The 13,102-nt window shown below is 71.0% G+C and carries 14 protein-coding genes; 9 read left to right on the forward strand and 5 right to left on the reverse strand.

Annotated features, from left to right (window positions below):
• Positions 1-32: 32 nt before the first annotated feature.
• On the reverse strand, positions 33-344 hold the full coding sequence (locus LG388_RS24640; protein WP_225785228.1) for a hypothetical protein: 312 nt from the start codon (positions 342-344) through the stop codon (positions 33-35).
• Positions 341-1,648, reverse strand: a complete 1,308-nt coding sequence (locus LG388_RS24645) for a DEAD/DEAH box helicase (RefSeq protein ID WP_225785229.1) — start codon at positions 1,646-1,648, stop codon at positions 341-343. Before LG388_RS24645 ends, LG388_RS24640 begins: the two co-directional genes overlap by 4 nt.
• A gap of 111 nt (positions 1,649-1,759) precedes the next feature.
• Here LG388_RS24645 and LG388_RS24650 point away from each other — a divergent pair, with 111 nt between their 5' ends.
• From LG388_RS24650 to LG388_RS24665, 4 genes are all read left to right on the forward strand, one after another.
• Entirely contained in the window at positions 1,760-2,686 is a 927-nt protein-coding gene (locus LG388_RS24650) for an amidohydrolase family protein (protein ID WP_225785230.1), read from the forward strand.
• 35 nt (positions 2,687-2,721) lie between these two features.
• Positions 2,722-3,705 carry an ATP-binding cassette domain-containing protein gene (locus LG388_RS24655; protein ID WP_370630238.1) on the forward strand — a complete coding sequence of 328 codons (984 nt, stop codon included), beginning with the start codon at positions 2,722-2,724 and terminating at the stop codon, positions 3,703-3,705.
• Positions 3,706-3,712: 7 nt separating this feature from the next.
• Entirely contained in the window at positions 3,713-4,546 is an 834-nt protein-coding gene (locus LG388_RS24660; protein ID WP_225785231.1) for an ABC transporter permease, read from the forward strand.
• A gap of 252 nt (positions 4,547-4,798) precedes the next feature.
• Positions 4,799-5,623 carry an MHYT domain-containing protein gene (locus tag LG388_RS24665; protein ID WP_225785232.1) on the forward strand — a complete coding sequence of 275 codons (825 nt, stop codon included), beginning with the start codon at positions 4,799-4,801 and terminating at the stop codon, positions 5,621-5,623.
• Positions 5,624-5,900: 277 nt separating this feature from the next.
• Here the strand turns inward: LG388_RS24665 and arsH are convergent, their stop codons facing one another.
• Positions 5,901-6,629, reverse strand: coding sequence for an arsenical resistance protein ArsH (gene arsH / locus LG388_RS24670; RefSeq protein WP_225785233.1), 729 nt, complete (start codon positions 6,627-6,629; stop codon positions 5,901-5,903).
• Between the two features lie 29 nt (positions 6,630-6,658).
• On the opposite strand from arsH, the gene LG388_RS24675 reads away from it, so the two are divergent.
• The 3 genes from LG388_RS24675 to arsB all read left to right on the forward strand — a co-directional run bounded on the left by LG388_RS24675 (position 6,659) and on the right by arsB (position 8,653).
• On the forward strand, positions 6,659-6,982 hold the full coding sequence (locus LG388_RS24675) for a helix-turn-helix transcriptional regulator (RefSeq protein WP_225785234.1): 324 nt from the start codon (positions 6,659-6,661) through the stop codon (positions 6,980-6,982).
• A gap of 99 nt (positions 6,983-7,081) precedes the next feature.
• Positions 7,082-7,585, forward strand: coding sequence for an arsenate reductase ArsC (locus LG388_RS24680; protein ID WP_225785235.1), 504 nt, complete (start codon positions 7,082-7,084; stop codon positions 7,583-7,585).
• 3 nt (positions 7,586-7,588) lie between these two features.
• Entirely contained in the window at positions 7,589-8,653 is a 1,065-nt protein-coding gene (arsB, locus tag LG388_RS24685; protein WP_225785236.1) for an ACR3 family arsenite efflux transporter, read from the forward strand.
• An 80-nt stretch (positions 8,654-8,733) separates the two neighbouring features.
• Here the strand turns inward: arsB and purT are convergent, their stop codons facing one another.
• Both purT and LG388_RS24695 read right to left on the reverse strand, forming a co-directional pair.
• Positions 8,734-9,951 (reverse strand): formate-dependent phosphoribosylglycinamide formyltransferase, encoded by a 1,218-nt coding sequence (purT, locus tag LG388_RS24690; protein ID WP_225785237.1) that lies wholly within the window; start codon positions 9,949-9,951, stop codon positions 8,734-8,736.
• A gap of 58 nt (positions 9,952-10,009) precedes the next feature.
• Positions 10,010-10,921, reverse strand: a complete 912-nt coding sequence (locus tag LG388_RS24695; RefSeq protein WP_225785238.1) for a LysR family transcriptional regulator — start codon at positions 10,919-10,921, stop codon at positions 10,010-10,012.
• 165 nt (positions 10,922-11,086) lie between these two features.
• Between LG388_RS24695 and LG388_RS24700 the strand changes: the two genes are divergently transcribed.
• A complete protein-coding gene (locus LG388_RS24700; protein ID WP_225785239.1) occupies positions 11,087-12,400 on the forward strand; it encodes an MFS transporter in 1,314 nt (437 codons plus the stop codon).
• Complete coding sequence (locus LG388_RS24705; protein WP_225785240.1) at positions 12,397-13,098, forward strand: alpha/beta fold hydrolase; 702 nt, start codon at positions 12,397-12,399, stop codon at positions 13,096-13,098. The genes LG388_RS24700 and LG388_RS24705 overlap by 4 nt, the downstream gene beginning before the upstream one ends.
• Positions 13,099-13,102: the final 4 nt, after the last annotated feature.

A 13,102-nucleotide genomic window follows, 5' to 3' on the forward strand; every position in this document is an offset into this window, starting at 1 on the left:
TCGTTCGGGCGCGGCCGCGGGGCCGCCGGGGCTCAAAGGTCCGGGCGGTCCGTCTCGAAGGCGTCGGCCAAGGCCGCGCAGAAGGCAGGCGTTCCCGCCACGCTGAAGGTGAAGCTGCGGCGGCCGTCCGCCGTGTCGGCAATCTCCAGGTGCGCATCCCATTCGCCGCCCTCCTCCACGGGCCCACGCACCGCACCGAAGTGGCGCGTGGCCCAGGCCAGCACGGCATCCACCTCGGCCTGCACCGCGCCTGCGCGCGCTGCGGGCACGTCGGCCATGGCCTCGAACAGGCCGACGCCGTCGTCGCCTTCGCTGGCTTCGAAGAGCAGGTAGTCCAGCCTCATGCGCCGCCGCCCTCGCCCCGGCGCACGGCGGCCGCATTCGCAGCGGCTGCGGCGGCGCGCAGCTTGTCCTTCTTGCTGGGCCGCCGGCCCTTGATGCCGCCGCCCGGCGCGGGCGCATCGGCGGGCGGCGCCTCCACGGGCTCGAAGCCGGCGATGCGCTCGCGCGGCACGCGCAGGCCCTGGCGCTTTTCGATCAGGCGGAAATGCGCCTCGGCCGCCGCCGGCACGAAGCTGACGGCCACGCCGCGCACGCCCGCGCGGCCCGTGCGGCCGATGCGGTGCACATGGTCGGTGGGCGAACGCGCGAGGTCATGGTTGACCACCACGGGCAGCTGCGCGATGTCGATGCCGCGCGCCGCCAGGTCGGTGGCCACCAGCACCTGCACGCGCCCGGCCTTGAAGTCGGCCAGCACCTGCGTGCGCTTGCCCTGGCCCAGCACGCCATGCAGCGGCTCGGCCGCCAGGCCGCCCTTGCGCAGCTTGTCGGCCACGGTCTCGCAGGCATGCTTGGTGGCCACGAAGACCAGCACCTGGCGCCAGCCTTCCTGCGCGATCAGGTGGCGCAGCAGCGCGGTGCGGCGGCCCGCGTCCACCTCGATGGCGCGCTGGGTGATCAGCGGCAGCGCGGCCGTCGGCGCGGCGGCCACCACGGCCACCGGGTCGTGCAGCAGCGCGTCGGCCAGCTGCGCCGTGCGCGGCGCGAAGGTGGCCGAAAACAGCAGGTTCTGCCGCCGTGCGGGCAGTGCATCGAGGATGCGCTGCAGCTCGTCGGCAAAGCCCAGGTCCAGCAGCCGGTCGGCCTCGTCGAGCACCAGCAGCGCGCATTCGTGCAGGCGCAGTGCGTTGTGATCCGCCAGGTCCAGCACCCGGCCCGGCGTGCCGACCACGATGTCGGCGCCGCCGCGCAGCGCCATCAGCTGCGGGTTGATGGACACGCCGCCGATGGCCCGCACCACCTTCGGCCGCTCGGGCAGGTGGACGGCGAGCGCCGCGATGCTTTCGGCCACCTGCGTGGCCAGCTCGCGCGTGGGCACCAGCACCAGGCTGTGCAGCGCGCGGCGCGAGCGGTGGCGCGGGCCTTCGTGCCAGCGCTGCAGCAGCGGCAGCGCGAAGGCGGCCGTCTTGCCCGAACCCGTGTGCGCCATGGCGCGCAGGTCGCGCCCCTGCAAGGCCACGGGGATGGCCGCGGCCTGGATGGGCGTGGGCGCGGCATGGCCCCGGTCGGCGGCGGCCTGCTGCAGTTCGGGGCGCAGGCCCAGGGCCGCATGGGCCGCATGGACCGCGTGAAGGGAAGAAGAGGACAAGAGCAGGAAGCCAGGCGGGGAAAAGCCGCGATTGTCGGGCTTCGCGCCGGGCCCGGCCCCCTGGGGCGCCCCATGGCGGCGCTTCGCGTCTTTCTTTATGCTGCGCCGGCCATGAACCGTCTGCCCGCCCTTCTTCGCCTTCGGCGCTTCGCCCTGCCGCTCGCATCCGCCCTCGTGCACGCACTGGCGGGGGCCGCGGCCGCGCAGGCCCAGCCCATTCCCTTCATCGATGCCCACGTTCACCTCAACGACCCGCAGATGCAACTCGCGCTGATGGACCGTTTCGGCGCGGAACAGGCGGTGGTGTTCTGGGGCGGGCGCAGCAGCAACGAGTCGGTGGCCGAGGCCGCGCGCCAGCACCCGGGGCGCTTCATCGCCTTTGCGTCCATCTCGCCCGAACGGCGGGCCTACCGCCCGGCCTGGGCCGGGGGCGATGGCGCGGCGCTGCTGGCCGAGCTGGACGCGCTGCTGGCCACCGGCCACTACCGCGGCATCGGCGAGATCAACGCCGTGCATTTCGAATCAGCCGGCTTCGCCGAGACCGACTACGCCCTGTCCGGCCCCGTGATGGAGGGCATCATGGCGCTGGCGCGCCGGCATCGCGTGCCCGTGATGCTGCATGTGGAATCCACCCGCATGGCCGAGCTGTCGACGCTGCTGGCGCAGTTCCCGGACGTGCCGGTGATCTGGGCGCATGGCGGCTACACGCCGCTGATCCTGGCGCGGCGCATGCTGGCGCAGCATCCCAACCTCTACTACGAGCTCAGTGCCCGCACCTGGCCGCGGCATCCGCGCTCGCCGGAGTTCACGCTGCTGCGCGACGGCCGCGAGGTCTGGCCCGAATGGCTGGCGCTGATCGAGTCGCAGCCCGAGCGCTTCCTCATCGGCACCGATGCGAGCCACCGCGACGCCGCCAGCGAACAGATGAAGTTCGCCAGCGTGCAGAACTTCCTCGCGCAGCTCAGCCCCGCCGCGCAGGCCCAGGTGGGGCGTGCCAACCTGCTGCGCCTGCTGGGGCCGGCGAGCGCCCTTCGCTGACGCGGCCGCCGCACCGGCCTTTGCCAGAATGCGGCGTGCGCTCCGATCTGCCCCCGTCCTCCCCCACCGCCGCGGCGCCGCTGCTGCGCGCCCGCCACCTGCACAAGCGCTATGGCGCCAGCACGGTGGTGGACGACCTGAGCTTCGAGATCGCGCCCGGCGAATGCCTGGGCGTGATCGGGCCCAACGGCGCGGGCAAGACCACCACCCTCCGCATGTGCCTGGGCCTCACGGCGCCCGACAGCGGCGGCATCGAGGCGCTCGGCGGCCTGCGCATGCCGCAGGATGCGCGGGCCATCAAGGCGCAGCTGGGCGTGGTGGCTCAGTACGACGCGCTGGACCCGGACTTCAGCTGCGCCGAGAACCTGGTGGTGTATGCGCGCTACTTCGGCTTCTCGCGCCGCGCCTTTGCGCCGCGCATCGCGCCGCTGCTGGACTTTGCCGCGCTCGCGCACAAGGCCGATGCCAAGCCGGGTGAACTTTCAGGCGGCATGCGCCGGCGCCTGTCGCTGGCGCGCGCGCTGGTCAACGACCCCAAGCTGCTGATCCTCGACGAGCCGACCACGGGCCTGGACCCGCAGGCGCGCCACCTGATGTGGGAGCGCCTGCAGACGCTGCTGCAGCAGGGCAAGTCCATCCTGCTGACCACGCACTTCATGGACGAGGCCGAGCGCCTGTGTTCGCGCCTGCTGGTGATCGACCACGGCCGCAAGATCGCCGAAGGCCGCCCGCGCGAGCTGATCGCGCAGCACCTGGAGCCCGAGGTGGTGGAGGTGTTCGGCCAGGCCGGCGAGGGCGCGGACGCACCGTCGCTGGCCAACTCGCCCGCGGCGCGGCTGGCCGCGCGCGTGGAAGTGAGCGGCGAAACGGTCTTCTTCTACACCCACCAGGCACGGGCGCTGCTCGACGCGCTGGAAAGTCAGTTCGGCCCCGGCCGGCTGCGTACCTTCCACCGTCCCGCCAACCTGGAAGACCTGTTCCTCAAGCTCACGGGCCGGCAGATCCGCGAGGGAGGCTGAGAGACCCATGCCTGCATCGACCGACCCGTTCCACGCCCCCTCGGCCGAACCCTCGGTCTGGCGCGCGCCCCAGATCACGGCCCGCTGGTGGCCCGTGTTCCTGCGCAACCTGCTGGTGTGGCGCAAGCTGGCCCTGCCCAGCCTGATCGGCAACATCGCCGAGCCGCTGATCTGGCTGGTCGCCTTCGGCTACGGCATGGGCGCGCTGGTGGGCACGGTTCAGGTCCACGGCACGGCCGTGCCCTACATCCTGTTCCTCGCCAGCGGCTCCATCTGCATGAGCGCGATGAACGCCGCGAGCTTCGAGGCGCTGTATTCGGCCTTCTCGCGCATGCATGTGCAAAAGACCTGGGACGGCATCATGAACGCCCCCGTGGGCCTGGACGACGTGGTCTTCGCCGAAATGGTCTGGGCCGCCTTCAAGTCGCTGTTCACCGTGACAGCCATCCTGCTCGTGATGCTGGCGCTGGGCATCAGCCACAGCCCCAAGCTGATCGCGGCCTGGTTCGTGCTGGCCGGCTGCGGACTCGTGTTCTCCAGCATCGCGCTGATCTTCAACGCGCTGGCCAAGGGCTACGACTTCTTCACCTACTACTTCACCCTGTTCATGACGCCCATGATGTTTCTGTCGGGCGTGTTCTTCCCGCTGGAGCAACTGCCGCCGCTGGTGCGCGCCGCGGCGGACTGGCTGCCGCTGACCAATGCCGTGGCCCTGGTGCGCCCGCTGTTCATGGACCAGTGGCCCGCCGCGCCGCTGCGCCCGGCGCTGGTGCTGCTGGGCGATGCGCTGCTGGCCTTCTGGGTCGCGCTGGCCTTGACGCGGCGGCGCTTTCGCGCCTGATGAAGAGACGGGCGCGTCGCGCGCGCCGCCGCACGATTCCCGCCCCATGGCTGCCAACTAATTCACGTTTGCGCGCGCCGCATGGCGTCGCGCGCGTGACCCGCCCTCGCCTGGCGCCTCCAAGCTGGAAACCAAAGGACTCAGCCACGGGGCCACGCACACTTTCCGCGTAGTTGCTCCTGCCCTACAAGTGTCATCAAATGAAACAGCGCTGGGTGCGTTGTTTCAACTTCACTTGCAAAGGTGGCAGTCATGGATCTCCAGATTGGTCAGGTTCTCAATCCCAGCTACGGGCTGGGCATGGTGGCACTGTCGTTCTTGATCGCCTGTGCCGGGTCCTTCGTGGCCCTGCTGTGCGCCCGGCGCATGTTCCGGGCCGATGGCCGGCTGGACTGGGCGATGGCCGTCGGCGGCGCCATCGCGCTGGGCGGCATCGGCATCTGGTCCATGCACTTCATCGGCATGGTGGCCTACAGCCTGCCGGTGCGCGTGTCGTACGACATCGCGCTCACGACGATCTCGCTGATCGCGGCCATCGGCATCTCGGGCCTGGCGCTGTACCTCGCGGGCCGCGGCGGCACCCGGTTCAGCCTGCGGGGCTGGGCGGCTGGCAGCGTGCTGGCCGGTCTGGGCGTGTGCGTGATGCACTACATGGGCATGTTCGCGATGAACATGCGCGCCACCATGGAGTTCGATGGGGCCCGGGTGCTGCTGTCGGTGGCCATCGCCATCACGGCCGCCGCCGCCGCGCTGTGGCTGGCCTTCAACCTGCGCAAGGTCTCGCACCAGGCCGCGGCCGCGGTGGTGATGGGCGTGGCCGTGTGCAGCATGCACTACGTGGGCATGAGCGCCGCCACCATGATCTGCACCGCGGCGGCACCGGCCAATGCCTTCACCATCGGCGGCAGCTTCCTGGGCCTGATGGTGTTCGGCGTCGCAGGCGCGGTGCTGCTCGTCATCGGCTACGTGATGTCGGAGCGCAGCATCGATGACGCGGCACACAGCAGCGAAAAGCCCGACACGCTGTTCGGCCGCATGGCGGCCGCCACCACGCGCGCGCGGCTGCAGTCGCACTGAGCGGCCTGCGGCCACCGGCCCCCGGCCCGGATGGATGGGATGGACGCCGGGGGCCGGGGGCTGCGTGGAGGCGCCAGCGGGGCGGCGCTGTTCGTCCCGGACAGCGCCTGGCCTCGCCCAGACCTGTGCCGGTGCACGCCCCAAGCCACAGACGTTGCGAAGAAGCCGGCGCGGTGATGCGGATCGCCCCCGGAACGCACAGCCGCCTGGGTGGCCGAAACCTGCCCGCCCGCCGCCATCGGTGGCGGCCTGTGCCGCGCCGCCGGTCGAGCGCCCGTCAGATGGCAGCAAGGCCCACCCGTGCCGCCGCCTCGGCCGCGCTTTCCATGCGCTCGCTGTACCGGTCCACCAGATAGGGGGCCACGTCGCGTGTCAGCAGCGTGAACTTCACCAGCTCTTCCATCACATCCACCACGCGCTCGTAGTAGGGCGAAGGCTTCATGCGGCCGGCTTCATCGAACTCCTGATAGGCCTTGGCGACCGAGGACTGATTGGGGATGGTCAGCATCCGCATCCAGCGGCCCAGCACCCGCAGCTGGTTCACCGCATTGAAGGATTGCGAGCCCCCGGACACCTGCATGACGGCCAGCGTCTTGCCCTGCGTCGGCCGCACCGCGCCCTCGCTGAGCGGAATCCAGTCGATCTGCGCCTTCATGACGGCCGTCATGGCGCCGTGCCGCTCGGGCGACGACCACACCATGCCCTCGGCCCAACGCGCCAGGCTGCGCAGCTCGCGCACCTTCGGATGGTCCGCGTCCACGCTGTCAGGCAGCGGCAGGCCGCCCGGGTGGAAGGTCTTCACCTCCGCCCCCATGGCCTCCAGCAGGCGCCCGGCTTCCTCGGACAGCAGCCGGCTGTAGGAGCGCTCACGCAGGGAGCCGTAGAGCATCAGGATGCGAGGCGCATGGACGGACCTGGGTGCACGGGTGAGGCGGTCCAGGGAGGGCCTGTCGAAGCGCGACGGCTGGATGTTCGGGAGGTCGGGAAGCGAGAGGGGGTGTTGCATGAATTCAATAATACGAATATTCTTGAATTATGGAAGAAAACAAGGTTGTTCAAGCCCTCGCGGCCCTGGCGCACCCCTTGCGCCTGCGCGTGTTCCGTGCGCTCGTGGTCGCCGGCCCGGAGGGTGCCACGCCCGGCACGCTGCTGGAAACCATCGACGTGCCCGCCACCAGCCTGTCCTTCCACCTCAAGGAGCTGACCAGCTCCGGCCTGGTGTCGCAAGAGCGCGTGAGCCGCAACCTGCGCTACCGCGCGGCTTTCGACCAGATGGAGGGACTGCTGAGCTACCTCACCGAGAACTGCTGTGCCGGCGAGCCCTGCGCGGTGGACGCCAAAGCCTCCAGCTGCTGCTGACCCCTGCCCTCCTGATTCCCGCCGCCGCCGCGAGCGCCGAAGTCTGGGGCGCCGCGTGGGCACACCTGCGCCTTCGATATCCCACTTCACGAGCCCACCATGACCGACACCCGAGCGCTGAACGTCCTTTTCCTCTGCACCCACAACTCGGCCCGCAGCATCCTGGCCGAGGCGGTGCTCAACGACCTGGGCGCCGGCCGCTTCCAGGCCTTCTCCGCCGGCAGCAGCCCGCGCGAGAACCAACAGCCCAACCCCATGGCGCTGGAAGTGCTCCAGAAAGCCGGCATCGACACCGCAGGCCTGCGCAGCAAGAGCTGGGACGAGTTCGGCGGCGCGCATGCGCCGCACATGGATCTGGTCATCACGGTGTGCGACAACGCGGCCGGCGAAGTCTGCCCGTACTGGCCCGGTCAGCCGGCCACCGCGCATTGGGGCTATGCGGACCCCTCGGAGGTCGAAGGCACCGACGAGCAGCGCCGTGAGGCCTTTCGCCAGACGCTGCACGCCATCCGGCGCCGGCTGGAGCTGCTGGTGAACCTGCCCGCGACCCGCCTCGACAAGATGGTCCTCGAGTCCACCGCCCGCGCACTGTCGAAGTCCTGAGCCATGGCGTCCCTCACGTCCGGGGCGGTGGCCGCCCCCGCGCCGGCCATCGGCTTCTTCGAGCGCTATCTGACCGTCTGGGTGGGCCTGTGCATCCTGGCGGGGGTTGGACTCGGCCAGTGGTTCCCGTCTGCCTTTCAGGCGGTGGCGGCCATGGAGGTGGCCCGGGTCAATCTGCCGGTGGGCCTGCTGATCTGGATCATGATCGTTCCGATGCTGCTGAAGATCGACTTCGGCGCACTCGGCCAGGTCAAGGCCCACTGGCGCGGCATCGGTGTCACGCTGTTCGTGAACTGGGCCGTCAAGCCCTTTTCCATGGCGCTGCTGGGCTGGTTGTTCATCCGCCATGTCTTTGCGCCGCTCCTGCCCCCGGAACAGTTGGACAGCTACGTCGCCGGGCTCATCCTGCTGGCCGCCGCGCCGTGCACGGCGATGGTCTTCGTATGGAGCCAGCTGTGCCGCGGCGACCCGTACTTCACGCTGTCGCAGGTGGCCCTGAATGACGCGCTGATGGTGGTGGCCTTCGCGCCGCTGGTGGCGCTGCTGCTGGGCCTGTCTTCCATCGCCGTGCCCTGGGACACCCTGCTGATGTCGGTCGGCCTCTACATTGTGGTGCCGGTGATCCTGGCCCAGGCGCTGCGTGCGCGGCTGCTCAAGGGCGGGCCGGCTCGGCTGCAGGCGGTCGCGGCCCAGCTCGGGCCGTGGTCCATGGCGGCGTTGCTGCTCACGCTGGTGTTGCTGTTTGCCTTCCAGGGTGAAGCGATCCTGCGTCAGCCGCTGGTCATCGCGCTGCTGGCCGTGCCGATCCTGCTGCAGGTGATCCTGAATTCAGGCCTGGCCTATCTGCTGAACCGAAAGCTGGGCGTGGCCCACTGCGTGGCCGGCCCTTCCGCCCTCATCGGCGCCAGCAACTTCTTCGAGCTGGCCGTGGCGACGGCCATCAGCGTTTTCGGGCTCCACTCCGGGGCGGCGCTCGCCACGGTCGTGGGTGTGCTGATCGAAGTGCCGGTGATGCTGGCGGTGGTCGCCGTGGTGAACCGTTCGCAGCGCTGGTACGAGGCCCGCTAAGTGCGTGAGCCCCATCAACGGCGCTTGCCGCCGAGCCCATCCCGTCACGCGCATCACCCGCCCCGCGCCATGGCTTGGGCTCAATCCCCGCGCGCCGGCCGCACGCGCGACGCGGCTTCCTTGGCGCGTTCGCGCGCCGTGTTCACGTCGGCCGCATGCGCCAGGGCCACGCCCATGCGGCGCTTGACGAAGCTCTCGGGCTTGCCGAACAGGCGGATGTCGCTGCCTGGCACGGCCAGGGCCTCGGCCACGCCGTCGAAGACGATGCCGGTCGCGTCCACGCCGCCGTAGATCACGGCGCTGGCGCCCGGGCTCTTGAGCGAGGTGTCCACCGGCAGGCCGAGGATGGCGCGCGCATGCAGTTCGAATTCGCTCTGCCATTGCGTGGCCAGCGTGACCAGGCCGGTGTCGTGCGGACGCGGGCTCACTTCGCTGAACCAGACCTGCTCGCCTTTGACGAATAGCTCCACGCCGAAGAGGCCCTGGCCGCCGAGGTCGCTGGTGACGCGGCGCGCGATCTCCTGCGCCTTCTCCAGTGCCGCCGGGTGCATGGGGTGCGGCTGCCAGCTTTCGACATAGTCGCCGCTGACCTGCACATGGCCCACCGGGGCGCAGAAGTGCGTGTGCACGCCACCGTCCTCGCCCCGGGCACGCACGGTCAGCAGCGTGATCTCGTAATCGAAGTCGATGAAGCCTTCGACGATCACGCGGCCGTGGCTCACGCGGCCGCCGGCCATGGCGTAGTCCCAGGCCTTCTTCACGTCGGCCGGGCCGTCGATCTTGCTCTGGCCCTTGCCGGAGCTGCTCATCACGGGCTTGACGATGCAGGGGTAGCCGATGCCCTGGCCATTCGCGCCATCGATGGCGGCCTGCAGTTCTTCCAGCGAATCGCAGAACTGGTACGGGCTGGTGGGCAGGCCCAGCGTCTCGGCCGCCAGGCGGCGGATGCCTTCGCGGTCCATGGTCAGGCGCGCGGCCCGCGCGGTGGGAATGACGCGCACCCCACCGGCCGCTTCCAGCTCTTCGAGCACGGGCGTGGCGATGGCCTCGATCTCGGGCACCACCAGGTCGGGCTTCTCGGCCTCGATCAGCGCCCGGAGCTGCGCCGCATCGCTCATGGGGAGGGTGCGCGCATGGTGCGCCACCTGCTGGCCGGGCGCGTTCTCATAACGGTCCACGGCGATGGTCTCCACGCCCAGGCGCTGCAGCGCGATCAGCACCTCCTTGCCGAGCTCGCCCGAGCCGAGCAGCATCACGCGGGTGGCGGAGGGAGACAAGGGCGTTCCGAGGCGGGTCATGGTGCAGCAGACGAAGAAGTGGAGAAGAAGGCCCGCAATGGTAGCCAGCGCCGCGCGCTCAGCGCAGGTCCGGCCCCATCGCGCGCGCCATCGTGCGTGCCACCTGCGCGAAGTTGAGCACCATTTGCGACACCGGCCCGCGCCGGTGCGCCACGGCCAGCCCGGCGCGGATGGACGAGCGCCGCAGCGGCCGCCAGACCACGCCCTGCACGCTCAACTGCCGCAGCGACGCGGGCAGCAGCGACACGCCCAGCTCCGCCGACACCAGGGACAGCACCGACGCGATCTGCGGGGCCAGCGGGCCGCGCTCGGGCTCGAAGCCGGCTTCGCGGCAGGCGGCCAGCACGCCATCGTGCAGGCTGATGCCCACGGGCCGCGGCGTGAGGATGAAGGGATCGTGCCGCAACAGCGCCAGATCGAGCCCGCCGCGCCCGCGTGCGGCCGCATGCGTGGCCGGCAGCACCGCCGCCAGCGGCTCCTCGATCAGCGGCTGCACCTGCACCTCGGGCGGGTCGGACTGCGAGGGCCGTAGGATCGCCACGTCCAGCCGCTGCGCCAGCAGGCCCTGCATCAGCAGCACCGAATTCGCCTCTTCCACGCGCAGGTCCACCGCCGGGAACTGCTGGCGGAAGGCGCGGATGCAGGCCGGCAGCAGCGGGCTGAGCGCCACCGAGCCCGTGAAGCCCAGGCTCAGCTGGCCCGCCTCGCCACGGGCCGCGCGCCGCGCGCGCTGCACGGCGTCGGCGGCCTGACCGGGCAGCGGCTGCACGGCCTCCAGAAAGGCCTGGCCGGCTTCGGTCAGCGCTGCGCCATGCGGCAGGCGGTGGAACAGGGCCGCGCCCACTTCGGCCTCCAGGTCGCGGATCTGCAGGCTCAGCGGCGGCTGGCCGATGCCCAGCCGGGCCGCGGCGCGCGTGAAGTTGCCTTCGTCGGCCACGGCCAGGAAGTAGCGGATGTGGCGAAGCTCCATCGCGATGTGCCCCAGGTATCTGCCGAATATATGGGATCGGTTACGGACATAGATTAGACAGATTGCGGGGCGCGGCCTAAAGTCCGCCGCCAAGGGACCAGTCCGCCGCATCCTCCTCAGGCTCGCAAGCACGCGAGACCCGGCGGGCCGCTGGCCCGGACAGCCATGAACCGCACCTTGACGCAGGCGGCCGCAGGGGCCGCGCACACCGCCCCCGCCCCATCGCCCACCTCCGCGCCGGCCTCCGCAGCCGCCCGCACAGACGCCCCTCCCGCACCCGCGGTCACCGACGGCATCCGGCCCGGCACGGCCGAGGGCCGGCGCGCCGGACTCGCGCTCTTCCTGGTCGGCTTCGCCACCTTCTCACTGATCTACTGCGTGCAGCCGCTGCTGCCGGCCTTCTCGGCCGGCTTCGGCATCAGCCCGGCGGCCAGCTCGCTTGCGCTGTCGCTCACCACCGGCTCCCTGGCTTTCTCCATCGTGATGGCGGGCGCCTTTTCGCAGGCGCTGGGGCGCCGCGGCGTGATGGCAGCGTCGATGCTGCTGGCGGCCCTGCTCAACATCGCGGCCGCGCTGATGCCGCACTGGCACGGCCTGCTGGTGGCCCGAGCACTCGAAGGCCTGGTGCTGGGCGGCGTGCCGGCCGTGGCCATGGCCTGGCTGGCCGAAGAGATCCACCCCGCGCACCTGGGCCGCAGCATGGGCCTGTATGTGGCGGGCACGGCCTTCGGCGGCATGGCCGGGCGCGTGGGCATGGGACTGATGACGGAGTTCACCTCCTGGCGCACGGCCATGCTGGCGCTGGGCGTGCTGTGCCTGCTGTGCGCCATCGCCTTCGCCAGGCTGCTGCCGCCCTCGCGCCACTTCACGCCCAAGCCGGGCCTGAACCTGGGCTACCACCTGTCGACCTGGGGCGCGCACCTGCGCAACCGCGGCCTGCTGCGCCTGTATGCCATCGGCTTCCTCAGCACCAGCGTGTTCGTGGCGCTGTTCAACTACGCCACCTTCCTGCTGTCGGCACCGCCGCATGCGCTGAGCCAGACGCTGGTGAGCCTGATCTTCCTGAGCTACGCGCTGGGCATGGTGTCTTCGTCGACGGCCGGGCGCCTGGCCGACCGGCTGGGCCGCCGGCCGCTGCTGGCCGCCGGCTTCGCCCTCATGCTGGGCGGCGTGCTGCTCACGCTGGCCGGGTCGCTGTGGCTCATCATCACGGGCATCGCCGTCGTCACCACGGGCTTCTTCATCGCCCATGCGGTGGCCAGCAGCGCGGTGGGGCCGCAGGCCGGCAGTGCCAAGGGGCACGCCGCGTCGCTGTACCTGCTGTTCTACTACCTGGGCTCCAGCGTCACCGGCTCCGTGGGCGGCTGGTTCTGGGAGCACGGCGGCTGGAACGCCGTGGTCGCGCTCGCGGCCGGCCTGTGCGCCTCGGCCCTGGTCCTCGTCTTCATCGGCGCCTTCCCCAAGCGCGTGTCGCCATGAAACCCGTTCCCCTTCTCTTCCTGCCCGGCCTGCTGTGCGACGAGGCGCTGTGGGCGCAACAGGCCCAGACGCTGGCCGACGTGGCCACGCCGCAGGTGGCCGACCTGACGCAGGACGACAGCGTGGCCGGCATGGCAGCCCGCGCATTGGCCGCCGCGCCGGAGCGCTTCGCCCTTGCCGCGCTGTCCATGGGCGGCTACGTGGCCTTCGAGATCCTGCGCCAGGCGCCCGAGCGCGTGCTGCGCCTGGCCCTGTTCGACACCAGCGCCGCGCCCGACGACGAAGCGCGTGCCGCCCGACGGCGCGCGTCCATCGCCTTCCTGTCGCACGGCAAATTCGCGGGCGTGACGCAGCAACTGCTGCCGCAGCTGGTTCAGCCCCGACACGTGGATGGGCCCGTGGGCCAGACCGTGCGCGACATGGCCGCACGCGTGGGCCAAGCGGCCTTCGTGCGGCAGCAGACGGCCATCCTGGGCCGGCCCGACTCGCGGCCGCTGCTCGCGCAGGTGCGCGTGCCCACGCTGATCGGCGTGGGCGACGGCGACCGGCTCACGCCGCTGGCCGAGGCCCGCACGATGCACGAGGGCATCGCACATTCGCGGCTGCATGTGTTCGAGGACTGCGGCCACCTGCCGCCGCTGGAAGCGCCCGAGGCCGCGAGCGCGGTGCTGCGCGAATGGCTGAGCGCGCCCGCCTGAACCA

It is taken from the genome of Xenophilus sp. Marseille-Q4582, assembly GCF_916700565.1.
Classification (GTDB): domain Bacteria; phylum Pseudomonadota; class Gammaproteobacteria; order Burkholderiales; family Burkholderiaceae_C; genus Xenophilus.